This window comes from Citrobacter amalonaticus (assembly GCF_002918555.1).
In the GTDB taxonomy this organism is placed as follows: domain Bacteria; phylum Pseudomonadota; class Gammaproteobacteria; order Enterobacterales; family Enterobacteriaceae; genus Citrobacter_C; species Citrobacter_C amalonaticus_A.
In genome coordinates, this window is sequence record NZ_PQMB01000002.1 from 811,025 (window position 1) to 834,787 (window position 23,763).

22 protein-coding genes are annotated in these 23,763 nt (G+C 54.0%); 15 read left to right on the forward strand and 7 right to left on the reverse strand.

Annotation, left to right across the window (positions count from 1 at the left end):
- The 6 genes from C3432_RS09400 (at position 1) to cobO (ending at position 6,665) form a co-directional block, all read left to right on the forward strand.
- Positions 1-1,371: an acyclic terpene utilization AtuA family protein gene (locus C3432_RS09400; protein ID WP_103776346.1), complete on the forward strand. Its 1,371-nt coding sequence runs from the start codon at positions 1-3 to the stop codon at positions 1,369-1,371.
- Complete coding sequence (locus C3432_RS09405) at positions 1,368-1,685, forward strand: DUF4387 domain-containing protein (protein WP_103776347.1); 318 nt, start codon at positions 1,368-1,370, stop codon at positions 1,683-1,685. The genes C3432_RS09400 and C3432_RS09405 overlap by 4 nt, the downstream gene beginning before the upstream one ends.
- Positions 1,686-1,967: 282 nt before the next feature.
- A complete protein-coding gene (locus C3432_RS09410; RefSeq protein ID WP_103776348.1) occupies positions 1,968-3,275 on the forward strand; it encodes a dicarboxylate/amino acid:cation symporter in 1,308 nt (435 codons plus the stop codon).
- A 58-nt stretch (positions 3,276-3,333) separates the two neighbouring features.
- The gene (glsA, locus tag C3432_RS09415; protein WP_103776349.1) at positions 3,334-4,335 is read left to right on the forward strand and encodes a glutaminase A; all 1,002 of its coding nucleotides are present in this window, start codon (positions 3,334-3,336) and stop codon (positions 4,333-4,335) included.
- Positions 4,336-4,400: 65 nt separating this feature from the next.
- Positions 4,401-6,053: a class I fumarate hydratase gene (locus C3432_RS09420; RefSeq protein WP_103776350.1), complete on the forward strand. Its 1,653-nt coding sequence runs from the start codon at positions 4,401-4,403 to the stop codon at positions 6,051-6,053.
- A 9-nt stretch (positions 6,054-6,062) separates the two neighbouring features.
- The gene (cobO, locus tag C3432_RS09425) at positions 6,063-6,665 is read left to right on the forward strand and encodes a cob(I)yrinic acid a,c-diamide adenosyltransferase (RefSeq protein WP_103776351.1); all 603 of its coding nucleotides are present in this window, start codon (positions 6,063-6,065) and stop codon (positions 6,663-6,665) included.
- 93 nt (positions 6,666-6,758) lie between these two features.
- Here the strand turns inward: cobO and C3432_RS09430 are convergent, their stop codons facing one another.
- Positions 6,759-7,667, reverse strand: coding sequence for a LysR family transcriptional regulator (locus C3432_RS09430; protein WP_103776352.1), 909 nt, complete (start codon positions 7,665-7,667; stop codon positions 6,759-6,761).
- Between the two features lie 527 nt (positions 7,668-8,194).
- Between C3432_RS09430 and cobA the strand changes: the two genes are divergently transcribed.
- Complete coding sequence (cobA, locus tag C3432_RS09435; protein WP_103776353.1) at positions 8,195-8,974, forward strand: uroporphyrinogen-III C-methyltransferase; 780 nt, start codon at positions 8,195-8,197, stop codon at positions 8,972-8,974.
- On the opposite strand, the gene C3432_RS09440 is transcribed toward cobA, so the two are convergent.
- Positions 8,953-9,846 carry a PocR ligand-binding domain-containing protein gene (locus C3432_RS09440; RefSeq protein WP_103776354.1) on the reverse strand — a complete coding sequence of 298 codons (894 nt, stop codon included), beginning with the start codon at positions 9,844-9,846 and terminating at the stop codon, positions 8,953-8,955. The genes cobA and C3432_RS09440 overlap by 22 nt on opposite strands.
- 216 nt (positions 9,847-10,062) lie before the next feature.
- Positions 10,063-10,200, reverse strand: a complete 138-nt coding sequence (locus tag C3432_RS27650) for a hypothetical protein (RefSeq protein WP_181012891.1) — start codon at positions 10,198-10,200, stop codon at positions 10,063-10,065.
- A gap of 236 nt (positions 10,201-10,436) precedes the next feature.
- Here C3432_RS27650 and otnK point away from each other — a divergent pair, with 236 nt between their 5' ends.
- From otnK to C3432_RS09480, 8 genes are read left to right on the forward strand one after another with little or no spacing between them, the layout of a single operon-like run.
- Complete coding sequence (otnK, locus tag C3432_RS09445) at positions 10,437-11,702, forward strand: 3-oxo-tetronate kinase (RefSeq protein ID WP_103776355.1); 1,266 nt, start codon at positions 10,437-10,439, stop codon at positions 11,700-11,702.
- Positions 11,699-12,343 (forward strand): 3-oxo-tetronate 4-phosphate decarboxylase, encoded by a 645-nt coding sequence (gene otnC, locus C3432_RS09450; protein ID WP_103776356.1) that lies wholly within the window; start codon positions 11,699-11,701, stop codon positions 12,341-12,343. Before otnK ends, otnC begins: the two co-directional genes overlap by 4 nt.
- Before the next feature lie 6 nt (positions 12,344-12,349).
- On the forward strand, positions 12,350-13,159 hold the full coding sequence (locus tag C3432_RS09455; protein ID WP_181012892.1) for a DeoR/GlpR family DNA-binding transcription regulator: 810 nt from the start codon (positions 12,350-12,352) through the stop codon (positions 13,157-13,159).
- Positions 13,140-13,916, forward strand: coding sequence for a hydroxypyruvate isomerase family protein (locus C3432_RS09460; protein WP_103776358.1), 777 nt, complete (start codon positions 13,140-13,142; stop codon positions 13,914-13,916). Before C3432_RS09455 ends, C3432_RS09460 begins: the two co-directional genes overlap by 20 nt.
- Positions 13,917-13,952: 36 nt before the next feature.
- On the forward strand, positions 13,953-14,765 hold the full coding sequence (locus C3432_RS09465; protein WP_103776359.1) for a BKACE family enzyme: 813 nt from the start codon (positions 13,953-13,955) through the stop codon (positions 14,763-14,765).
- 19 nt (positions 14,766-14,784) lie between these two features.
- Positions 14,785-16,131: a bile acid:sodium symporter family protein gene (locus C3432_RS09470; RefSeq protein ID WP_103776360.1), complete on the forward strand. Its 1,347-nt coding sequence runs from the start codon at positions 14,785-14,787 to the stop codon at positions 16,129-16,131.
- A 6-nt stretch (positions 16,132-16,137) separates the two neighbouring features.
- The gene (locus C3432_RS09475) at positions 16,138-16,557 is read left to right on the forward strand and encodes a GlcG/HbpS family heme-binding protein (RefSeq protein ID WP_103776361.1); all 420 of its coding nucleotides are present in this window, start codon (positions 16,138-16,140) and stop codon (positions 16,555-16,557) included.
- Positions 16,554-17,210: an aspartate/glutamate racemase family protein gene (locus tag C3432_RS09480; protein ID WP_103776362.1), complete on the forward strand. Its 657-nt coding sequence runs from the start codon at positions 16,554-16,556 to the stop codon at positions 17,208-17,210. The genes C3432_RS09475 and C3432_RS09480 overlap by 4 nt, the downstream gene beginning before the upstream one ends.
- Before the next feature lie 122 nt (positions 17,211-17,332).
- On the opposite strand, the gene sucD is transcribed toward C3432_RS09480, so the two are convergent.
- The 4 genes from sucD to sucA form a co-directional block, all read right to left on the reverse strand.
- Positions 17,333-18,202: a succinate--CoA ligase subunit alpha gene (sucD, locus tag C3432_RS09485; RefSeq protein ID WP_103776363.1), complete on the reverse strand. Its 870-nt coding sequence runs from the start codon at positions 18,200-18,202 to the stop codon at positions 17,333-17,335.
- The gene (sucC, locus tag C3432_RS09490; RefSeq protein ID WP_103776364.1) at positions 18,202-19,368 is read right to left on the reverse strand and encodes an ADP-forming succinate--CoA ligase subunit beta; all 1,167 of its coding nucleotides are present in this window, start codon (positions 19,366-19,368) and stop codon (positions 18,202-18,204) included. The genes sucD and sucC overlap by 1 nt, the downstream gene beginning before the upstream one ends.
- A 116-nt stretch (positions 19,369-19,484) precedes the next feature.
- Positions 19,485-20,705 (reverse strand): 2-oxoglutarate dehydrogenase complex dihydrolipoyllysine-residue succinyltransferase, encoded by a 1,221-nt coding sequence (gene odhB, locus C3432_RS09495; protein WP_103776365.1) that lies wholly within the window; start codon positions 20,703-20,705, stop codon positions 19,485-19,487.
- Positions 20,706-20,719: 14 nt separating this feature from the next.
- The gene (sucA, locus tag C3432_RS09500) at positions 20,720-23,521 is read right to left on the reverse strand and encodes a 2-oxoglutarate dehydrogenase E1 component (protein WP_103776366.1); all 2,802 of its coding nucleotides are present in this window, start codon (positions 23,519-23,521) and stop codon (positions 20,720-20,722) included.
- Positions 23,522-23,763: the final 242 nt, after the last annotated feature.

Below are 23,763 nucleotides of genomic sequence, written 5' to 3' on the forward strand. Positions count from 1 at the left end.
ATGGCTCGTACATTTAAGATCTTATCGCCAACGGCTATCCTGGGTTATGGCTTCCCGGAAGAGAGTTTTCGTAAAGCCATGGAAGAGTCACCGGATCTTATTGCAGTTGACGCAGGTTCATCCGATCCCGGCCCCCATTACCTGGGGGCAGGTAAACCCTTCACCGATCGGGCGGGAGTGAAACGCGATCTGCGCTATATGATAGTGGCAGGCGTTAAGCACAACATTCCGGTGGTGATTGGCACCGCCGGAGGCTCCGGTGCCGCACCGCACCTGGAGTGGTGTCGCCAGATAGTCCTCGAGATTGCCCAGGAAGAGAAGCTGTCATTCTCAATGGCGCTGATCCCCTCTGACGTCGATAAAGAGATCGTTCATCAGGCGCTGGATAACGGGAAAATCACCGCACTGGATTTTGTCCCGGCGCTGACCCACGAGGCCATCGAAGAGAGTACCTACATCGTTGCGCAGATGGGCATCGAACCTTTCCAGCGTGCGCTGGAAGCCGGTGCTCAGGTGGTGCTGGGGGGACGCGCGTACGATCCCGCCTGCTTCGCGGCACTTCCCATTATGCAGGGGTTTGATGAAGGTCTGGCCCTGCACTGCGGCAAGATCCTGGAGTGCGCGGCCATTGCCGCCACGCCGGGGTCCGGTTCCGACTGCGCGATGGGGATCATCGACGACAACGGCTTTACGCTCAAGACGTTCAATCCGAAGCGTAAGTTCACCGAAACCTCTGCTGCGGCGCACACGCTGTATGAGAAGTCCGATCCCTACTTCCTGCCGGGACCGGGCGGCGTACTGAATCTGAAAGAGTGCAGTTTCAAGGCGGTAAACGAAGGCGAAGTCTACGTCAGCGGTTCCCGTCACGAAGCGACGCCGTACGCACTGAAGCTGGAAGGGGCACGTCAGGTAGGCTTCCGCTGCCTGACTATCGCCGGCACTCGCGACCCGATCATGATTGCCGGGATCGATAACATTCTCGAAGACGTCCAGGCCAGCGTAAAGCGTAATCTCTCGCTGAATGACGACAGCATCCGCATGACGTTCCACCTGTACGGGAAGAACGGCGTCATGGGCAACCATGAGCCGATGCAGACAGCCGGACACGAACTGGGCATTTTGCTGGATGTGGTTGCACCAACGCAGGATATCGCCAACAGCGTCTGTTCGCTGGTGCGCTCTACCCTGCTGCACTATGGCTATGAAAACCGGATTGCAACAGCGGGCAACCTCGCCTTCCCGTTCTCGCCTTCCGATATTCAAAGCGGCCCGGTGTATGAATTCTCAATCTACCATCTGATTGAAGCGAGCGACGCGCTGCGTTTTGATTTCCACATCGAGCAGGTGACGCCAGAAGGAGTTCAGGCATGAAACACTCTATTTGCTCACTGGCGCAGGTGATTCGTTCCAAAAACGCCGGACCGTATGAACTGGTTTTAGATATTTTATTTAAAACCCGGGAAGACTATCAGCGGGTAAAAGCCTCGGAGCAATTAACGCCGCAGCTTATTGCCAGCTTGTATAACGTTAAGCCTGACTTTATTCATCGTATTGTCTGGTTCGACCCGGCAAATGCGGTAAAAATTGTCATGCCCCGCGATATTATTTCCGGCAACGTTGGTGATAATGATGTTTATGGCGCGCAGCAGCATGCGCCGTTATTAAATATTGAGTTCGATCTGTAGTTTACAAATACAACAAAAGCCATTGGCGTACAGGATTTCGCTGTACCACTGTATTCCAGATAATTCATGCGGTTGGTTGTTCAGGCTTGCCGCTGGGCTGCTGTCCGGCTAGCTGCATCCCCCTACAATCATACCCAATGGATCTCAAGTCGTATTGAGGCGGCACGTTCAACAATCCCCAGGCGCACAGGTCACTCTGTGACTGGGGATAATGACCGTAGCCAACAATAATAGGGTTTGAAAGACGAAGGGTATGGCCAGCCTTTATCCGATGGAGTAATAATGAAGAAAATTAGTTTAACGAAAATGATCATATTAGGATTGATACTCGGCATGATTGCCGGGGTGGTCATTAATAATATGTCATCGGCAGATACAGCAAAGGCGTACGCGCAAGATATTTCAATTTTTACCACTATTTTCTTGCGTATGGTAAAAATGATTATCGCCCCGTTGGTTATTTCTACCCTGGTCGTCGGCATTGCCAAAATGGGCGATGCGAAAACGCTGGGACGTATATTTTCTAAAACCTTTTTCCTCTTTATTTGTGCTTCCCTGCTGTCAATTGCGCTGGGCCTGGTGATCGTCAATCTGTTCCAGCCGGGCGTGGGCATTAACTTTGTTCCTCATGACGTCGGGGCTGTCGCTGCCGTTCAGTCCGAACCCTTCACGCTGAAAGTATTTATCTCTCACGCGGTGCCGACCAGTATCGTTGATGCAATGGCACGCAACGAAATACTGCAAATCGTGGTGTTCTCGATTTTCCTCGGCTGTAGTCTGGCGGCAATTGGCGAGAAAGCCGATCCTATCGTTAAGGTTCTCGACTCTCTGGTACACGTGATGCTGAAGCTGACGGGCTACGTCATGCTGTTCGCGCCGTTAACCGTGTTCGCGGCCATTTCCGGTCTGATTGCCGAACGTGGCCTGGGCGTGATGGTCAGCGCCGGGATCTTCATGGGCGAGTTCTACCTGACGCTCGGCATGCTGTGGGCGATCCTGATTGGTCTGTCGGCGATGATTGTGGGTCCGTGCATCGGTCGCCTGACGAAAGCGATTCTCGAACCTGCGCTGCTGGCCTTCACCACCTCCAGTTCCGAAGCCGCCTTCCCCGGCACGCTGAACAAGCTGGAAAAATTTGGCGTCTCCTCCAAGATTGCCAGCTTCGTACTGCCCATCGGTTACTCGTTTAACCTGGTCGGTTCGATGGCCTACTGCTCCTTTGCCACCGTGTTTATCGCGCAGGCGTGCAACATTGAGCTGAGCATGGGCGAGCAAATCACCATGTTATTAATCCTGATGCTGACCTCCAAAGGGATGGCGGGCGTACCGCGTGCCTCTATGGTGGTTATCGCCGCAACCCTTAACCAGTTCAATATCCCCGAAGCCGGTTTGATCCTGCTGATGGGTGTCGATCCGTTCCTTGATATGGGCCGCTCTGCGACCAACGTCATGAGTAACGCAATGGGTGCGGCGATCATCGGTCGCTGGGAAGGCGAGCACTTCGGTGGAGGCTGCCGTGGCACCGCCCCTGTCAAAACGCCGGAGCAGGAACGTCCTGCCGCCGAACCTTCTGAAGTTGCGATGTCCTGATACGACAGGCCGACAGCCGTCGGCCTTTTTATAATAAATTCATCAGGGTTATGACACCATGAACGTAAAATTTTTCGGCGCGAGCCTCTTAACAGCCAGCTTACTGTTTAGCGCGGCTACGCAGGCGCAAACCACGCCGGACTACGCCACGCTTATCGGGCAGGCGTATCAAAAATTTAAAAGCAACAATGAGGGTAAAGTCGCCGACTACATCCCTGCTCTGGCAACTTATAGCCCCAACAATTTCGCCATCACTATCGCTACGGTCGACGGCAAAATTTATCAGGTCGGCGACGTGAAAAAAACGTTCCCGATGGAGTCCCTGAGCAAAGTTTTCACCCTGGCGCTGGCGATGGAGCAGCATGGCCCGCAGGAGGTGCTGGATAAACTCGGCGCGAATGCCACCGGCCTGCCTTTTAACTCAGGCTTAGCCGTCGAACTCACCAAAGGCGCACCGGAAAACCCTCTGGTCAATGCAGGTGCAATGAGCACGGTCAGCCTGATTGAGGCAAAAGACAAAACTGAGCGCTGGAACAAAATCCTCAACAACCTGAATGTCTGGGCCGATGCTTCGCTCACCGTCAATGAGCCAGTGTTCAAATCAGAAATGGAAACCAATCAGCATAATCAGGCGCTGGCGATGCTGATGGAGTCCTACAACAGTTTTTATGGCAATACCCAGGAAGCCGTCGAAATCTACACCCGTCAGTGCTCAGTGGATATCACCACCGAGCAGCTCGCCAAAATGGGCGCGGTGCTCGCCAACAAGGGAAAATCGCCTTTCAACGGCAAGCAGTTGCTCAATGAAAGCCACGTACCCCAGGTGCTGGCAGAAATGGCGATTGCCGGATTGTATGACGGCAGCGGCAAATGGCTGTACACCGTCGGTATTCCAGCGAAAAGCGGCGTCGGCGGCGGGATGGTTGCCGTGGTACCAGGACAATACGCTATTGCGGTCTACTCTCCCCCGCTGGATGAAGCGGGTAACAGCGTTCGCGCGCAGCAAACCATTGAGTATGTCGCTCATGCAACACAGGCCAATCTCTTTTTAGCACAATAACAACGCCACCCAATGCAGGCCGGATACGGCCTGCAGTTGAAAACAGCCACAAAGTGAGAAGTCATATGTCTAAACCATTTGTCTGGCAGGAACTTTTTGTTCAAAGTAAAGATAATACAGAATATGAATTACTGAGTAATCAATATATTACGGTAACAGAATTAGATGGGGAAGAAGTCATTAAAGTCGCGCCAGAGGCGTTAACGTTGCTTGCCCAGCAGGCATTTTATGAGGCTTCCTTTTTCCTGCGCGCCGGACATTTAAAACAGATCGCCAGTATTATGCATGACCCGCAGGCCAGCAGTAACGATAAATATGTCGCCCTACAGTTACTGCGCAATGCGGAAGTTTCAGCGAAAGGCGTTCTGCCAAACTGCCAGGATACCGGAACGGCCACCATAGTAGCGAGTAAAGGACAGAACGTGTGGACCGGCTGTGATGATGCCGAAGCGTTAAGCAGAGGGGTTTATACGACCTTCCGGGAATCCAATCTGCGCTACTCGCAAAATGCGCCGCTGGATATGTATACCGAGGTAAATACCCAGACCAACCTGCCCGCACAGATCGACATCAGCGCCACGCCGGGCAGCGAATACCGCTTCCTGTTCGTCAATAAAGGCGGCGGTTCAGCCAACAAAGCGGCGTTGTTCCAGGAGACGAAATCCATCCTGCAACCGGAAAAACTCACCGCATTCCTGATTGAAAAGATGAAATCACTGGGCACCGCCGCCTGCCCGCCGTACCACATCGCCTTTGTCGTGGGCGGCCTCTCTGCCGATCAGGCATTGAAGGTGGCAAAGCTGGCTTCCACAAAATATTACGACAGCTTGCCCACCAGCGGGAACGAGCTGGGCCAGGCGTTTCGCGATACGGCGCTGGAAACCACGTTGCTCAACGCCAGTCGTGAATTCGGCATCGGCGCACAGTTTGGCGGTAAATACTTCGCCCACGATATTCGCGTGATTCGCCTGCCGCGTCACGGCGGCTCCTGTCCTGTTGCTATGGCCCTCTCCTGCTCCGCCGACCGTAATATCAAAGCGAAGATTAACAAGCACGGTATCTGGCTGGAAAAACTGGAGCATAATCCGGGAAAATTTATCCCCGAATCCTGTCGTGTGGAAAACAGCGGCCAGACCGTACAGCTCGATTTGAACCGTCCACTGCGCGAGATCCTGCACGACATGTCCGCATTGCCCATCGGCACGCGGCTGTCGCTAAGCGGTCCGATTGTCGTCGCCCGCGATATCGCCCATGCCAAAATCAAAGAGCGCCTGGATAACGGCGAACCGATGCCGGAATACATGAAGAACCACATTGTTTATTACGCGGGTCCGGCAAAAACACCCGACAATCAGGCCTGTGGCTCTCTCGGCCCCACCACCGGTGGACGCATGGACGGTTATGTTGACGCTTTCCAGGCCGCCGGCGGCAGCCTGATCATGCTCTCCAAAGGTAACCGGAGCCAGCAGGTGACGGATGCCTGCCATAAGCATGGCGGCTTTAACCTGGGCAGCATCGGCGGCGCCGCGGCGTTACTGGCACAGCAGTATGTGAAGAGTCTGCGCTGTCTTGAGTATCCTGAACTGGGTATGGAGGCGGTCTGGATGATGGAAGTCGAGAACCTGCCTGCCTTTATGCTGGTGGACGACAAGGGGAATAATTTCTTCAGTCAGTTTGAGCAGCAGCATCGCTGCGCATCCTGCCCGGCTGGACATTAAGGAGCAATGATGGAAGCGCGAGCCAACGTAGACAGACACCGCCAGCGGCAGCAAAAGCTGAAAGAGCAGGTTGATACCCGCGTGGCGGCGGCCACCGAAAAGAAAGGGATTCTGATCGTCTTCACCGGAAACGGTAAAGGTAAATCCACAGCGGCCTTTGGCACAGCAACACGCGCCCTCGGCCACGGTAAGACCGTTGGCGTCGCGCAGTTCATTAAAGGACAGTGGGACAACGGCGAATACAATACTCTGCATCCGCTCGGCGTTGAGTTTCACATTATGGGCACCGATTTTACCTGGGAAACGCAAAACCGGGAAACGGACATTCAGGCGGCAATGGCGGTCTGGCTGGAGAGCAAGCGTATGCTGGCCGATCCCGACTATGATCTGGTGATACTGGATGAGCTAACCTATATGCTGGCTTACCACTATCTGGATACCCAGGAAGTGATCGCCGCTCTCAGGAATCGTCCGACGCAACAAAGTGTGATCGTCACCGGTCGCGGCTGCCATACTCAGCTGCTGGAACTGGCCGATACGGTCAGTGAACTTCGCCCGGTGAAACACGCGTTTGACAGCGGTATCCAGGCGCAGGCGGGGATTGACTGGTAGTCACGCTTTTGCCGGATGGCGCATTCGCTTATCCGGCCTACAGTTTGTACCGTCTGCAGGCCGGATAAAACGCATCCGCGTCGCCATCCGGCATCAGCGTCCCACCTGGGACACCACCGATTTTTGCAGTAACCAGTCGCGGAATACCTGTAAATGACGGGATTCCGCTTTCTCTTCTCGCCACGTCATGATGAAACGATTCCCGGTGCGCATCGGAACATCACAAGGGATCACCATATCGCCATTATCCAGATCGTGCTGGATCGCAAAACGCGGCAGCAATGCCACGCCCAGGTTTGATCGTACCGCAGCAATCAGCATCGAAAGCAGATCGAAACGGGGACCTTTATTCGCCAGCGGGCTGCTGACGTTCGACAGTGCGAACCACTCCTGCCAGCCGTTGATCCGCGTACTTTGATGAAGCAAGGGAAATTCATTAAGCAGCTCCTCTACTGCCAGCTTCTGATTAGGTTCCGACAGCAAACTTCCGCTACAGACCGGCAGGATCTCCTCTTCGAACAAATACTCCACTTCCGACCATGGCGAACAAAAGTCCTCACGCATGATGGCGGCATCGTATTCGCGATTAAGAAAATCACCAATATTCGCCAGCGAATGAATATTGACGATAATATCCGGATTGAGCTTATTAAATTCACGCAGATTCGGGATCAGCCAGTGGGTACTGAAGGTAGGATTGACGGCCAGCTCAATGACCTCCACCGTCGGTTGCCAGGTCATTATGGTATTGGTATCACGTTCGAGCTTGTTAAGTGTTTCCTTAACGATACTCAAATAATGTTTACCTGCGTCGTTTAAAAAAATCCGTTTTTTGGCATGATTGAATAACGACGTACACAAAAAATCTTCCAGTGCATTTACCTGTCTGAAGACAGCACTTTGTGTTAACGCCAACTCCTCGGCTGCCCGGGTATAACTTTCATGTCGCGCCACCACTTCAAAAGTCACCAGCAATTCGGTCTTGGGTATCTTTCCTCTCATAACGTCTTCCATATGCAGCGTAGAAAAATAGTTTAAGTGATAAAAAAATAACGCACTCCCTCCAGATAAACCCGAGAGCTATACTCTAAATAATTCGGTTGCGGGACAAAACGACGTCGTCCCCTTGCGCTGGCCCCACAGGGGCGAAGCTGAAGGACGATTAACAAAGCTAACGCACCAGCAACTTGAAGTATGACGAGCATATATATTATTTCCGGTCAGGATGTCATTGATCCACTCCATGATTTATTCACTCTGGAGACGAACAAATAATAACCAATAATACTCAACCACAGCAATAAACACAATTTAAATAAGGTTAATTAAGACAAATAGTGCCAATAAGTTCTTAATAATTTTTCATGATCACTTGTTTAACGGAGAAAAAAGTTTGCGAGTTTAATCAATATTATTTTCTTATTATTTCAGGAGAATTTAGCTTTGTGGCTAAAAGACAATCGACCGCTTTTCTCAGATGTTTTTTAGTCCTGGATCCCTTTTTTCTCCAGTCATGTAAAGGACACAATGTGAAAACTTCCGGAAAAGTCTGGCTCGTTGGCGCCGGTCCAGGCGATATATCATTACTGACGCTAAAAGCGCAGCATTGTATTCATCAGGCCGACGTGATTATTTATGATCGCCTGGTTAACCCCAAAATCCTCGAATGGGCCGCAAAGGACTGCACCTTGATTAACGTCGGGAAAAATCCTGGTAATCATTGTGTTCCCCAGCATGAGATCAACGCCCTGCTGCTTCATCATGCCAGAACCCATCACAACATTGTTCGTCTGAAAGGCGGCGATCCGTATGTCTTTGGCCGCGGCGCTGAGGAAGTTGAATGTCTGGTGGAAGAGAGAATTCCCTTTGAAGTGGTACCAGGAATCAGCTCCGCCATTGGCGGCCTTGCCTGTGCCGGGATCCCCGTTACCCACCGGGATCTGGCTTCCGGATTTCATGTCGTGACCGGTCATACCCGCGAAGGCAATCAGCAGCAGGACTGGCGCCAGCTCGCCAGGCTACACGGAACGCTGGTGATCGTAATGGGCATCGCCAATTTACCGTTTATCTGCGAAGAGCTACTGATGGGAGGCAAATCCCCCAATACGCCAGCCGCTATTGTGATGTCGGCCACACGCGAAAATCAGCGTCGTCTGACCTGCACTCTGGGTACGCTGTTAAGTAAAGCTCAGGAGGCAAACATTGCACCGCCCGCGCTGATTGTGGTTGGCGAAGTCGTCAGTCTGAGTGACCGACTCTCTTTTATTCCCGAGGTGACGCAAACGCGCTACTGCGAGAGTTGCTCATGACGGAATGACTGTGGAGAGGTCCGGTGAGCCGCCCGGAAAACGCGACAAAAATAGCTGGTCTGCGCGTACTGAAGTTTCCGGGCTATGCTGTCGATAGAGTAAGTGGGATCGCGCAGCAACTCTCCCGCACGCTGCATTTTCTTTTGACTGACCCAGGTTTTAAAGTTCACGCCCTGCCGTTTCTTAAAGAAACGGCTAAAGTAGTTGGCGCTCAGACAGACATGGGCGGCGACCGATTCCAGCGTCAGCTCGTCATATAAGTGCTCATCAATATAGCGTAATGCCGCTGCCAGTTTCTTTTCATGGCGGGAAAGTTCAGCATACGAAAAACGCAGCTCGCTGAGCTGCGGCTTCGCCTCTTCCCTTGTGACGTTCTCCGCGGGATTGAGATTATTAATAATAAAACTGAGCAAGTTTGCCGCCGCCACGAGGTGATTATTATCAACCACTTTAACCTGCTCCCACGCAGATTTTATTTCAGGATCATGGATCCACTGTCGATCGTCATCAATCAGAATGGTTTTATATTCCTGATATTTTGCCCGCACCTGACCACAAATAATAAATCCATGTAATTGTCCGGCGTTAATTAATGGCATAGAGAAGCAACTTAACCCGGCATGACAACAGATTATTCTAATTTTCTCCTCTTTCAGCCCTTCAAAAGCACAATATTTATCACACTTTTGACAGCTTTCCAGATATTGTGGATGCGAACGCATACGCGTGCAGAAAGAATTAAAATTATGGTATTCGGAGAGCGCTTTTCCTTTAATATCCACCACGACGGCGGCCAGTCCCGTCGCGCTGGAAAAAACCTCAGCCAGCGAGAAGAAACAGTGCAAATAGTCATCCTGAATTTGTAAAGGCACGCAATTCTCCAGTCGTTTTGATATTTAAACCCGTAATATGCAAAATTTATCCTGCGGAAAGAATGATGCTAACCGCAAAAAATAATCTCATTTATTCAGGTGATTATGATCAAATCGCAAGAGCGGATAAGAGCCTGGCCACCAGGCGTCATTGGCGCAGGCAGTTTGAACACCGACAGCGCGGAAAAACCGGAGCGTACACGTCGTTCGTGAGGATTATTCGCAACGCTCACCCTGCGGGATGCCGCAGACGTCGGGTGTTGAGCAAGCACTGCCCGGAGTCAAAATAGCAGGCAAAATAGCAGGCAAAATAGCCCGATGGGTCAGGCTCTGAATTGCCTTTCTCATCAGCATTAAAATCCCCTTTCTTACACCTTTTTCACCTCTTTTCTCAAAGCTTAACGAATCTTCACAGATTTATGTGATTGTTATTGAGCGCTGATATTAAAAATAACTCATAATTTTCAGTTAGTTATATTGATAATCATTCAAATGAGTGATGTGCTTATTTGTGAGAATCATCATGTGAATGTGAAACATCCTCCTGAATAATAGATTCAATTACCAGACAATCTGAACGGAGTGGATGTATGGCCGTTACCACAGGCGTTATCGCCGACGATTTTACCGGCGCTACGGATATTGCAAGTTTTATGGTCGAGCGAGGCTGGCGGGTCGCGTTGTTACCCGGTATGCCCGACGTTACCCAGGCGTGGAACGAAGAGGTCGATGCCATTGTTATCTCCCTGAAAAGCCGCTCCCTGCCAGCAGAACAGGCCGTCGCCCAGTCTCTGCGTTGCGCTGAGTGGTTGAGAAACCGGGCGGGCGTCTCGCAGATCTACTTTAAATATTGCTCAACGTTTGATTCCACCCCCGCCGGTAATATTGGTCCGGTCAGCGATGCCCTGATGCAGGTGATGCAAGCCCCGCTGATCGTTCATTGCCCCGCGCTGCCGCAAAACGGGCGCACGGTGATTCACGGACATCTGTTTGTGAATGGTGTGCTGCTGAACGAATCCGGCATGGAAAGACACCCGCTGAATCCGATGACCGATGCCAGTCTGCCACGTCTGCTGGCCGCGCAAACCCCGAACGCAGTTGGTTGTATCGATCTCAGCATCATTCGCCGCGGTGTGGAAGCAGTCACTCACGCGCTGAGCCGCAGCCAGAGCGAAGGGAAGCGCCACGTTATCGTCGATACGTTGACCGAAGAGGATCTGGACATCCTCGCGCTGGCACTGCGCGACTCCCCTCTGCTGGCGGGCGGCTCCGGACTTGGCGGTGCGCTGGCGGGCAGTGCAGCTGCACATCTTTCTCACGCCCAACCGAACGCCTTTGCGCAACCGGCGAAAACCGTGGTGTTCTCCGGCAGCTGTTCAGTCATGAGCAATCGTCAGGTCATGCGTTATAAGGCGGAGGCGGCATCCTGCCAGCTCGACGTTGCCCGCTGCCTGGCGGATACCGATCGTTACACCGATGAGCTGGCGCTCTGGGCAATGTCGCACGTCAACGACGCCCTCGCGCCGCTGATTTACGCCACCCAGCCGCCTGACGCGCTAAAACGCATTCAACAGGAGTATGGCGAGCAGCAAGCCAGCCGGGCGATTGAACACACCTTTGCCACGCTGACGACAAAACTCCAGGCCGCAGGCGTTAATGGCTTTATTGTCGCCGGTGGCGAGACATCCGGCACCGTCGTGGAATCATTGCAGCTGAAGCGTCTCAGCGTCGGCAGGGCCATCGCCCCTGGCGTTCCCTGGGTGTTTTCCGCAGAACCCCCGCTGGCCCTGGCGCTTAAATCAGGCAATTTTGGTGATGAGACGTTCTTTTTTACTGCCCAGGAGTACGCATCATGAATCCGGTGAGTGAACACCAACTCCGCGAACAACTGGTCCATTATGGACACTCCCTGTTTATGCGCGGCTACAGCAGCGGAGGTTCTGGCAATCTCAGCGTCAAATTGCCGGACGGCGGCTATCTGGTTACCCCAACCAACTCTTGTCTGGGCGAGCTGGACGCCAGCACGCTGAGCCGACTGGATGCCAACGGGGTACATCTGAGCGGTGATAAACCGTCAAAAGAAGTGCCCATGCACCTGGCCTGGTATCGGCATCGTCCCACCTGCGGGGCAGTGGTTCATCTGCATTCACCGTGGCTGACCGCACTCTCCTGCCTGCCGTGTAACACGCCGGAGAATTGTCTGCCACCGTTGACGCCCTACTATGTAATGCGCGTCGGGCGGTTGCCTTTGCTCCCCTACTTCAAACCCGGACATGACGGCATTGCCAGCGCCCTGAGCGCCATTGCGGCCGACCATACGGCAGCGCTGCTGGCGAACCATGGCCCGGTAGTAAGTGGTCGCTCGCTGCGCGAAGCGGTGTTTAACGCTGAAGAACTGGAAGACAGCGCCCGCATCTGGCTGACCTTAAAACCGCTTGGCTACGTTCAGCTCACCGCTGAAGCCGTAGCTGAACTCGAACAATCCCGGCGAATGTGAGGTGAGATGATGATCCCCGAACAACGACGTGACTTTATCTACCGCTACGTGCATGAAAAAAACGTCGCTTCGTTTAACGAGCTGGCGGAGCTGATGAACGTTTCCCACATGACCGTGCGCCGCGACATTCAGCTACTGGAAGAAGAAGGCAGGGTTATCGCCATCAACGGCGGGGTGAAACTTAATAACCTGCTGAAATCCGAGCTGCCGTGGCGGGAAAAAGCGGAGCTGAATCATGAGGTGAAACGGAAAATGGGGCAGCTTGCCGCTATGCTGATTGAGCCGGGACAGACGCTCTATCTGGATGCGGGAACGTCGCTGTTTGAAGTGACGAAGGCGGTTGCCGCCAGCCGCTGCTTTAACCTGACCGTCGTGACCAACGATTTCTCGATTAGCCATTATCTGATGGATATGCCGCATATCACCCTGTATCACACCGGTGGTCTGGTGGATCAGCGCAACCGCTCCTGTCTTGGGAAAAGTGCCGCCAGCTTTTTGCGCACAATTAACATTGACGTGGCGTTTCTCAGTTCCTCCTCCTGGGATACGGAACGCGGGATGTCAACGCCAAGCGAAGGCAAAGCCTCGGTCAAAGAGGCGGTACTCACCGTTTCCCGCCGCCGGGTACTGGTCTGCGACAGCAGTAAATTCGGCAAGTACGGCATGTTCCATATCTGCGGGCTGGATCAGCTGACCGATATTATTTCTGACAATCAGTTGCCCGATAGCGCTCAACAGACCATCGCCAGCCAGGGCGTTAAGCTCCATCTGGTCGAAAGCCGGGAGGGGATGCTCAATGCTGAAGTTAGCGGCTAATCTTGACTGGTTATTTATCGAACGGCCTGTAGCGGCGCGTTTTGCTGCCGCCAAAGAGGCGGGCTTTCACGGCGTTGAGGGTTTGTTTCTCTGGCAACACCCGCTGACGCAGCTGCAAGCCGCACAGCAGAAATACGCCCTGCCGGTGGTGCTGATGAACGCCCCGGCCGGAAACTGGCAGCAGGGCGAACGCGGACTGGCAGGGTTACCTGGGTGTGAAGAGGCGTTTCGTCGTTCTCTGGCGGTCGCCCGCGACTATGCAACCGGCCTGAACTGCCGTCAGGTTCACGTTATGGCGGGTCTGCGTTGCGAAGCGCTATCCCTGCCCGCCCAACACAGCCTGCTGGCGGATCGTCTGCGCCTCGCCTGTGATGTGATGGCTGATGCCGGAATTGATGTGCTGGTTGAACCGTTAAATCCGGAAGATATGCCTGGTTATCTTATTGACAGTTTTCCGCTGGCCGAATCCATTATCCGCAAAGTCGGCAGAAAAAATATCGGTTTACAGTTTGATATTTATCACTGTCAGAAAATACACGGTAACGTGGCGAACAATATTGAACGCTATTTCCCGATCATTAAACATTTTCAGATTGCTTCTGTGCCAGGTCGCCATGAACCCGGTACGGGTGAATTAAATGAAACATGGCTTTTCGACTTAATTAATAAAATGAACTACCAGGGGTGGATGGGATGTGAATATAAACCGTCAACACCCGGACCTGAATCGTTACGTTGGATAACGCCTTACTTATAATTTTATTTATTCTGTACCGGAAAACCGGAGGAAAACATGTCAGATACTGTTATTATCTCGCTGGCACCCGTTGCCGCGGATTGCCCCAGAGTTATACCCGAAGAACTGGCACAGGAAATACTCGCCAGCGTGGAATATGGTGCGGCCATTGTTCATTTACACGTTCGCGATCAACAAGGACGCCTGACGCCAGATATCACCGATTTTCAGGCCACTATCGACAGCGTAATGCGCCATTCCGACCTGATTATTCAGGCCTCTACCGGTGGTGTTTCGCCAATGACCATCGCCGAGCGCTGCGCGCCTCTGGACTGCCCCGGCGTGGAGATGGCCTCACTGAACGTGGGCTCCGTCAACCTCGGCGATGCGGTTTATTTTAATCCCGCCCCCGATGTGGAATATTGTTCAAGGCAAATTACCCAGCGCAATATCATTCCGGAATTTGAAGTCTTTGAGATCGGTATGATCAATAACATTCTCACCCTGGAAGAGAAGATCCCGTTCCAAAAACCAATGCTGTTTAATATTGTACTGGGACATCGTGGAAGTACCCCGGCGACGATCGATGCATTAATTGCCTTGCGCAGTATGATCCCCCGCGATGCATTATGGGGAATTACCCATTTTGGCAGAAAAAACTTCGATATTATTGCTGCCGCCGTCGCAATGGGTGCCAGTGAAGTGCGTATTGGTTTTGAAGACAGCTATTATTTAAGTGCTGAAGAAAAGGCGCAACATAATTATCAGCAGGTTGCCAAACTTGCCACGCTTATTCGCAGCATGGACAAAAAAGTCGCCACACCGGAAATTGCACGACAAATATTAGCCATTCCACCACGGCAGCAATAACGCAAGAAAGGACATTTCAATGACTATGACCACCGTTATTCATAAAACCGGGCTGGGCATCTGCATCGCCGGTGGCGCACTGGCAGCCACAGGGGCACTCATGCAGTCCGCCGCGCTCTGGCAACCCGGGCTGGTGATGCTCACCGCAGGCTTTGCGGCAGGGGCAGGTTACTGGCCAGGATTACGCAGCTACCAGTTCACTCTGTGGATCATCGCAGGCTTCGTCGCCGCCATGACCTGGTCCACGGATCTGATTGTCTGGGGCGGCTTCAATATCACCCACAAATGGATCGTATTTTTAGTGATCCAGGCCACGATGTTCAGCATGGGTACCAAGCTGACGATCCAGGACTTTATTGACGTCGCCAAAATGCCCTGGGCGGTGTTTATTGGCACCTTCTGCCACTTCGTCATCATGCCCCTGCTCGGCCTGAGCATTACGCTTATCTTTAACTTTCCGCCTGAGGTGGCGGTCGGGATTCTGCTGATTGGCGCCTGCCCAAGCGGACTCTCCTCTACCGTCATGGTCTATATCGCGAACGCCAACCTGGCGCTGGCGGTTTCCATCGCTGCCGTCTCAACGCTGGCAGCCACGGTGATGACCCCGCTGTGGGTCAATTTGCTGGCAGGTTCGATGATCGATATTCAGCTCACGGCAATGGTGATGGATGTGGTGAAAATTGTGCTGATCCCTATCGGGGCCGCCATTTTACACGACTACCTGAAAACCTACGCCGGCATCCGTGGACGTCGCACAGTACAAACCCTGGCGGGGATCGGCGCAGTCTGGCTGGTGTATATGATCGCCGGAGGCTGGGAGGCACTCTTTGGCAGCGCCAGCGCTGAAGCGCAGATGTACGCCGTCGTGCTGAACTTTGTTGCCGGTGGTCTGGTCTGGGCGCTGTTCTACAACTGGCTGTATGGCCGCGTTGCGGGCGTCAAGAAGATCATGCCGACGATCTCAATGATGGGGATTATTTTCTTCACCACGACCGCAGCCGCAGCCGGACGCGACAACCTGGTGCAGGTCGGCTTCCTGCTCTGCTTCGCCATGCTGATGCATAACCTCGGCGGCTTCCTGATTGGCTATCTGATGAGCCGCTGGATCTTCCGCATGGACGTGCAATCGGCACGCACGGTGGCCTTTGAGGTTGGTTTGCAAAATGGCGGAATGGCCTCCGGCCTTGCCGCCGCGATGGGCAAACTGGCGACGGTTGGTCTCGCCTCTGCGGTCATGACGCCGCTTGGCAACGTGAGCGGCTCGCTGCTGGCAAACTACTGGCGCAAGAAGGATGCCAGACACGCTCAGGCTATTGCCGCAAAAGCTCCTGTTCAGCCCACTTCCGAACATCTTTCAAAAGGATAATAAACGATGACAACTTTAACCCTGGAGCAGGCCAGCCGCGCCGTAGAAAATGCGCTCAGCCTCGCCGCTACCCACTATAACCAACGTCCGTTAAGCGTCGCGGTGTGCGATGCCAGCGGTGAACTCCTGAGCTTCGCCCGGATGGATAACGCCAGGCTGTTAACCATTGAACTGACCCAGCGCAAAGCACGCACCAGCAGTCGCCTGGGCTGCACCACTCAGGCATTTTTGCAGCGCCTGCAAAAAGAGCAGCTGGATATCAGCTACTTTGCCGACGCTCGCTTCACGGCCCTGCCTGGCGGTATTCCGATTATCCATGAAGGAAAATGCCTGGGTGCCGTCGCGGTAGGCGGTTTGTCGGCACAGGAAGATCACGACGCGGCACAAACTGTCGCAGAAAGTTTGCTTAAGGAGATTGCACAATGAAAAAGGTCGCTATGCTGCACACCAGTTCCGCCACGCTCGCCATGATGCAGCAGTTGATTGCCGACATCATGCCGGAAGTCGAGGTGATGCACCTGATTGAAGAGTCGATGATCAAGCAGGTAATGAAGGCCGGAGGGGTAACCCCGAATATTGCTGCCCGCATCGCTGACTATGTCCATATTGCGGAAAAAGCGGACTGCGATATCTTCATTACCGCCTGCTCATCAATTGGTACCGCAGTTGAACAGTGTCAGTTTATGACCCCGCTACAGCTGGCACGTATTGATTGCGCAATGGTTGAAGAGGCGATTGGAAAAGGCGAACGCATTGCCGTTCTGGCAACCGTCGCGACTACGCTGAAGCCGACGCTGGATTATGTACAGCGTCAGGTTCAGGAAAGCGGTAAGCCGCGCACAATCACGCCAGTATTAATGGAAGATGCCTTCCACGCGCTGCTGGCGGGAGATACGGCCACCCACGATCGCATCGTCAGCGAGGGGCTACAGAACGCATTCACCCAGGCAGATGTAATTATGCTGGCGCAGGCATCAATGGCCAGGGTGCTGCAACAGCTCCCCACCCCACCCGTTCCGGTGATGACCTCGCCAGAAAGCGGCATCCGCTGGCTGAAGACGCTGGCTATGGCCGGGTAACGTCGTCGGGCAGGCAAAAAAAAAGGCCATCATCTGATGGCCAACCATGTCGAAACCGGACCCGTCCTCTCCCCTTCATCACGGGTAAATGAAGGGGATGGATCGTGTTATTGTTGTTGCTATTATTTAATAACTGCCTGTAGCGCTTCGCCGATATCCGCCAGGCTGCGGACGGTTTTCACGCCTGCTGCTTCCAGCGCTGCGAATTTCTCATCCGCCGTCCCTTTACCGCCAGCGATAATCGCGCCTGCGTGACCCATACGCTTACCTTTCGGCGCAGTCACACCCGCGATGTAACCGACAACCGGCTTGGTCACGTGATCTTTGATATACGCAGCCGCTTCTTCTTCCGCGCTGCCGCCGATCTCCCCGATCATGACAATCGCTTCAGTCTGCGGATCTTCCTGGAACAGCTTCAGGATATCGATAAAGTTTGAGCCAGGGATCGGATCCCCGCCGATACCCACACAGGTGGACTGGCCGAAACCGTAGTCGGTGGTCTGCTTAACCGCTTCATAGGTCAGCGTACCGGAACGGGAGACGATACCCACTTTGCCCGGTTTGTGAATGTGCCCCGGCATGATGCCGATTTTGCATTCGCCTGGGGTGATCACACCCGGACAGTTCGGGCCAATCATGCGCACGCCGGCTTCATCCAGCTTCACCTTCACCGTCAGCATATCCAGCGTCGGGATGCCTTCGGTGATGGTGATGATCAGTTTGATGCCTGCGTCGATCGCTTCCAGGATAGAGTCTTTGCAGAACGGAGCCGGTACGTAGATAACGCTGGCGGTTGCGCCAGTCGCGTCTACCGCTTCACGCACGGTGTTGAACACCGGCAGACCAAGATGCGTGGTGCCGCCTTTGCCTGGCGTTACGCCGCCAACCATCTGCGTACCGTAGGCAATGGCCTGTTCAGAGTGGAAAGTCCCCTGGCTACCGGTAAAGCCCTGACAGATAACCTTGGTATTTTTATCGATTAAAACAGACATTATTTCCCCTCCACTGCGGCAACAACCTGCTGAGCTGCATCCGTCAGACTTTTCGCTGCAATAATATTCAGGCCGCTGTCAGCCAGTTTCTTCGCGCCGAGTTCGGCGTTGTTGCCTTCCAGACGAACGACAACCGGAACGTTAACACCCACCTCTTCTACCGCACCGATGATGCCGTCAGCGATCAGGTCGCAACGTACGATGCCGCCAAAGATGTTAACCAGAACCGCTTTCACGTTGTCATCAGAGAGGATAATTTTGAACGCTTCGGTTACGCGCTCTTTAGTCGCGCCGCCGCCCACGTCGAGGAAGTTAGCCGGTTCGCCGCCGTGCAGCTTAACGATATCCATCGTCCCCATCGCCAGGCCTGCGCCGTTAACCATGCAGCCGATGTTGCCGTCCAGTGCGACATAGTTCAGTTCCCACTGTGCCGCCTGCGCTTCACGCGGATCTTCCTGAGACTGATCGCGCATTTCACGCAGATCCGGCTGGCGGAACAGGGCGTTGCCGTCAGCGCCCAGCTTACCGTCGAGGCAGATCAGATCGCCCTGTCTGGTGATAACCAATGGGTTGATTTCGATCAGCGCCAGATCGCGCTCCAGGAAAATAGTCGCCAGGCCCATGAAGATTTTGGTGAACTGCTGAACCAGTTTACCTTCCAGACCCAGTTTGAACGCCAGCTCGCGTCCCTGATACGGCATCGGGCCGGTCAGCGGATCGAGCGCCACTTTGTGGATCAGGTGTGGGGTTTCTTCCGCCACTTTTTCAATTTCAACGCCGCCTTCAGTAGAGGCCATAAAGACCACGCGGCGGGAACTACGGTCAACAACCGCGCCGAGATACAGCTCTTTGCCGATATCGGTCGCTGCTTCAACCAGAATCTGGTTTACCGGTTGGCCATTGGCGTCTGTTTGATAGGTCACCAGACGTTTGCCCAGCCAGTTTTCAGCAAAGGCGCGAATTTCTTCTTTGCTGTTTACTACCTTCACACCGCCCGCTTTACCACGGCCACCAGCGTGAACCTGACATTTCACTACCCACGGGCCGGCACCGATTTTAGATGCGGCTTCTTCGGCTTCACGCGGAGTAGTACAGGCATAACCCACCGGCGCCGGTAAGCCATAGCGGGCAAAAAGTTGTTTTGCCTGATATTCATGTAAGTTCATGTGTTCTGTCCATCCTTCAGGTAATCGTTATCTTTAAACCTGTAGACCGGCGCGGTATTTGTGCCGGATGGCGCTACGCTTATCCGGCCTACAGGGCAGGTGACGCTTAAAAGTTACTACACGTCCAGCAACAGACGAGTCGGGTCTTCGAGCAGCTCTTTAATCGCCACCAGGAAGCCCACGGATTCGCGACCATCGATCAGGCGATGATCGTAGGACAGCGCCAGATACATCATCGGCAGGATCTCAACCTTACCCTCCACGGCCATCGGGCGATCTTTGATCGCGTGCATGCCGAGGATTGCACTCTGCGGCGGGTTGATGATTGGCGTAGACATCAGGGAACCGAACACCCCGCCGTTGGTGATGGTGAAGTTACCGCCGGTCAGATCGTCGACCGTCAGCTTGCCGTCACGGCCTTTAATAGCCAGCTCTTTAATCTTTTTCTCGATGTCGGCCATGCCCAGCGTATCCACATCGCGCAGAACCGGGGTCACCAGGCCGCGCGGGGTAGAAACCGCCATGCTCACGTCGAAGTAGTTGTGATACACCACATCTTCACCGTCGATAGAGGCGTTCACTTCCGGATAGCGTTTCAGCGCTTCAACCACCGCTTTCACGTAGAAGGACATAAAGCCCAGACGGATACCGTGACGCTTTTCAAACGCTTCACCGTACTGCTTACGCAGGTCCATAATCGGCTTCATGTTGACTTCGTTGAAGGTGGTCAACATCGCGGTGGAGTTTTTCGCTTCCAGCAGACGTTCAGCCACGCGCTTACGCAGGCGGGTCATCGGGACGCGTTTTTCGCTGCGTGCGCCAGACTGAGGCTGCGCGGCAGGTGCTGCTGCCGGGGCGGCAGACTCTGCTTTCGCAGGGGCTTTCGCCAGATGTTTTTCCACATCTTCACGGGTAATACGCCCACCGACGCCGGTGCCTTTGATGGCGCTGGCTTCAAGGTTATGCTCGCCGAGCAGACGGCGGATCGCCGGGCTAAGCGCATCGTTGTTTTGCTCTTCCAGAGACGCCTGCTGGCGCTGCGCCGGGGTAGACGCTTTCTCTTCAGATTTCGCGCTGGTCTCTTTACCTGCACTGTTGCCTTCACGCAGGCGACCGAGGATCTGGCGAGAAGTCACGGTAGTCCCTTCGTCTTCCAGAACTGCATCCAGAATGCCGTCAGCCGATGCGGGTACTTCCAGTACCACTTTGTCAGTTTCGATTTCTACCAGCACTTCGTCACGAACAACCGCATCACCCGGTTTTTTGTGCCAGGTGGCAACAGTCGCGTCCGCTACGGACTCAGGCAGGTCGGGAACAAGAATATCTACGCTACTCATTATTTATCCTTTAATTAATCGACGTTCAGCGCGTCATTAACCAGATCTTGCTGCTGTTTCTGGTGTACGGACAGATACCCTACCGCCGGAGAGGCGGAGGCCGGGCGACCTGCGTAACGCAGAGCGGACCCAAATGGAATCACTTCACGGAAATGATGCTGGCTACAGTACCATGCGCCCTGGTTGAGCGGCTCTTCCTGGCACCAGACAAAATCATGTACGTGAGCATATTGTTTCAGCACTTCCTGCATCGCCTGATGCGGGAACGGATAGAGCTGTTCGATGCGCACAATGGCCACGTCTTTTTGCTCGTTCTTGCGACGCTGTTCCAGCAGATCGTAATAAACCTTACCAGAACACATCACCACCCGCTTCACGCCTTTCGGATCGATTTCATCAACCTCGCCGATTGCGGGCAGGAAGGTTCCGTTAGCCAGTTCATCAAGGCTTGAAACCGCCAGCGGATGACGCAGCAGCGATTTCGGCGACATGACCACTAATGGACGACGCATTCCGCGCAGCGCCTGACGACGCAGCATGTGATACACCTGAGCCGGGGTGGACGGTACGCAAACCTGCATGTTTTGCTCGGCGCAAAGTTGCAGATAACGTTCCAGACGTGCGGAGGAGTGCTCCGGCCCCTGCCCTTCGTAACCGTGCGGCAGCAGCATGACCAGACCACACATACGGCCCCATTTCTGCTCGCCAGAAGAGATGAACTGATCGATAACCACCTGCGCGCCGTTGGCGAAGTCACCGAACTGCGCTTCCCAGATGGTCAGCGTGCGCGGTTCTGCCGTGGCATAACCGTACTCGAATGCCAGTACCGCTTCTTCGGACAGCACGGAGTCCCAGACACGGAAGGTTCCCTGCCCGTTGTGCACATGCTGTAGCGGGGTGTAAGTAGAACCGTTCGTCTGGTTGTGAATCACCGCATGACGGTGGAAGAACGTACCGCGACCGGAGTCTTCACCGGACAGGCGAACCGGAATACCTTCATCAACCAGCGTGGCGTAGGCCAGATTCTCCGCGCCGCCCCAGTCGAACAGTTTCTCGCCAGCGGCCATCGCCTGACGGTCACCATAAATTTTGGCAACGCGTGACTGCATTTCCACCGCTTCCGGCACCGTACTGATGCGTTTAGCCAGCTCCTGCAGACGCTTCATCTCAACTGTGTTCGGGTAGTTTTCGTCCCATTCGTGATTCAGGTACGGCGACCAGGTAAAGGAGTGCATGTTCATCGGACGCCACTCTTTCACCACACACTCGCCAGCATCCAGCGCATCACGGTAGAGGTTGACCATCTCGGTCGCATCTTCCAGCGTTGCAACGCTATCCTGCTCCAGCTTGTCGGCGTAGATTTTACGCGGGGTCGGATGCTTTTTGATTTTCTGATACATCAGCGGCTGGGTTGCGCTCGGCTCGTCGGCTTCGTTGTGCCCATGACGGCGATAGCACACCAGATCGATAAAGACATCACGTTTGAAGGTGTTACGGAAATCCAGCGCCAGACGGGTCACAAACGCGACGGCTTCCGGATCGTCGGCATTCACGTGGAAAATCGGTGCCTGAACCATTTTACCGATATCGGTGCAGTACGGGGTGGAACGTGCATCCAGCGGGTTAGAGGTGGTAAAGCCCACCTGGTTGTTGATCACGATGCGAACGGTACCGCCCACTTCGTAACCCCGCGCTTTCGACATGTTCAGCGTTTCCTGAACCACGCCCTGCCCGGTCACCGCCGCATCACCGTGAATGGTGATTGGCAGCACTTTATTGCTGCTCGGTTCGTCGAGCCTGTCCAGACGAGCGCGTACGGAACCGATCACCACCGGGCTGACGATCTCCAGGTGCGACGGGTTAAACGCCAGCGCCAGGTGAACCAGGCCGCCTTCGGTTTCGATATCCGACGAGAAGCCCATGTGGTACTTCACGTCACCGGTGCCGAGGTGCTCTTTATGTTTGCCCGCAAACTCGTCGAACAGATCCTGCGGTTTTTTACCCAGCACGTTGACCAGCACGTTCAGACGACCACGGTGCGCCATCCCCAGCACCACTTCACGGGTGCCGCTGTTACCGGCATGGCGGATCATCTCTTTGAGCATCGGGATTAACGCATCGCCACCTTCCAGCGAGAAGCGCTTCGCCCCCGGGAATTTCGCCCCCAGATAGCGTTCCAGCCCTTCGGCGGCGGTCAGTTCGCCCAGGAAACGCTTTTTCTCATCGCTGCTGAATGCCGCGCGACCGGATTCGATCCGCTGCTGGATCCAGCGTTTCTCTTCGGTACTGGTGATGTGCATATACTCGGCGCCAACGGGGCCGCAGTAAGTTTGTTTGAGTGCTTCCAGCAACTCGCCCAGCTTCATCGTCTCTTTGCCGCTGGCGAAAGAACCTACGTTAAAGCTTTCCTGGAAGTCGGCCTCCGTCAGATCATGGAATGAAGGATCCAGATCCGCCACATTTTCTTGCTGCCACAGTCCCAGCGGATCGAGGTTCGCATGCTGGTGACCACGGAAGCGATAAGCGTTAATGAGCTGCAGGACTTTAACCTGCTTCACATTGCTGTCAGGGTCGGAAATCGAAGAAGAGTAACGTGAAGCATCCTTCGCCAGACGACGGAAGTAATCACGCGTTTTTGAATGGAATTGATCCGGTTTGACTCCGGTACCAGGTAACTGCTGGAACGTCGAACGCCAGTTAGCGTCTACCGAGTCAGGATCGGTTAAGAAGTCTTCATAGAGCTGTTCTATCCAGCTCTGGTTTGCGCCAGAGAGGTAAGAAGAGTCCAACCAGGCTTTCAAAGCGCTGTTCTGCATCGTGATCCCTTAAGCATCTTTTGTGCTTACTTAATACTCTGAATAATTCACGTTTCAGGAGGGCGGCGAGTTTACGAAGCTCTGCGCATCTGCAACGTGAAGTATGGCGAGTATTTACGCCGTGGATACTACCACGCACAGTGACGTGCGTGCCGGGGTTCACCTGCGAGCTCTTACTGGCCCGCGAAGGAACCTTTAAAAACTGCCATTCATCTTCTGCGTTCAGGCTGCGACTTCGCTGG

Bases quoted from the DNA above. Each gene is read 5' to 3' on its own strand.
- C3432_RS09400 (WP_103776346.1), top strand. From the start codon at position 1: ATGGCTCGTACATTTAAGATCTTATCGCCAACGGCTATCCTGGGTTAT.
- C3432_RS09405 (WP_103776347.1), top strand. From the start codon at position 1,368: ATGAAACACTCTATTTGCTCACTGGCGCAGGTGATTCGTTCCAAAAAC.
- C3432_RS09410 (WP_103776348.1), top strand. From the start codon at position 1,968: ATGAAGAAAATTAGTTTAACGAAAATGATCATATTAGGATTGATACTC.
- glsA (WP_103776349.1), top strand. From the start codon at position 3,334: ATGAACGTAAAATTTTTCGGCGCGAGCCTCTTAACAGCCAGCTTACTG.
- C3432_RS09420 (WP_103776350.1), top strand. From the start codon at position 4,401: ATGTCTAAACCATTTGTCTGGCAGGAACTTTTTGTTCAAAGTAAAGAT.
- cobO (WP_103776351.1), top strand. From the start codon at position 6,063: ATGGAAGCGCGAGCCAACGTAGACAGACACCGCCAGCGGCAGCAAAAG.
- C3432_RS09430 (WP_103776352.1), bottom strand. From the start codon at position 7,667: ATGAGAGGAAAGATACCCAAGACCGAATTGCTGGTGACTTTTGAAGTG.
- C3432_RS27650 (WP_181012891.1), bottom strand. From the start codon at position 10,200: ATGCTGATGAGAAAGGCAATTCAGAGCCTGACCCATCGGGCTATTTTG.
- otnK (WP_103776355.1), top strand. From the start codon at position 10,437: ATGGCCGTTACCACAGGCGTTATCGCCGACGATTTTACCGGCGCTACG.
- otnC (WP_103776356.1), top strand. From the start codon at position 11,699: ATGAATCCGGTGAGTGAACACCAACTCCGCGAACAACTGGTCCATTAT.
- C3432_RS09455 (WP_181012892.1), top strand. From the start codon at position 12,350: ATGATGATCCCCGAACAACGACGTGACTTTATCTACCGCTACGTGCAT.
- C3432_RS09460 (WP_103776358.1), top strand. From the start codon at position 13,140: ATGCTGAAGTTAGCGGCTAATCTTGACTGGTTATTTATCGAACGGCCT.
- C3432_RS09465 (WP_103776359.1), top strand. From the start codon at position 13,953: ATGTCAGATACTGTTATTATCTCGCTGGCACCCGTTGCCGCGGATTGC.
- C3432_RS09470 (WP_103776360.1), top strand. From the start codon at position 14,785: ATGACTATGACCACCGTTATTCATAAAACCGGGCTGGGCATCTGCATC.
- C3432_RS09475 (WP_103776361.1), top strand. From the start codon at position 16,138: ATGACAACTTTAACCCTGGAGCAGGCCAGCCGCGCCGTAGAAAATGCG.
- C3432_RS09480 (WP_103776362.1), top strand. From the start codon at position 16,554: ATGAAAAAGGTCGCTATGCTGCACACCAGTTCCGCCACGCTCGCCATG.
- sucD (WP_103776363.1), bottom strand. From the start codon at position 18,202: ATGTCTGTTTTAATCGATAAAAATACCAAGGTTATCTGTCAGGGCTTT.
- sucC (WP_103776364.1), bottom strand. From the start codon at position 19,368: ATGAACTTACATGAATATCAGGCAAAACAACTTTTTGCCCGCTATGGC.
- odhB (WP_103776365.1), bottom strand. From the start codon at position 20,705: ATGAGTAGCGTAGATATTCTTGTTCCCGACCTGCCTGAGTCCGTAGCG.
- sucA (WP_103776366.1), bottom strand. From the start codon at position 23,521: ATGCAGAACAGCGCTTTGAAAGCCTGGTTGGACTCTTCTTACCTCTCT.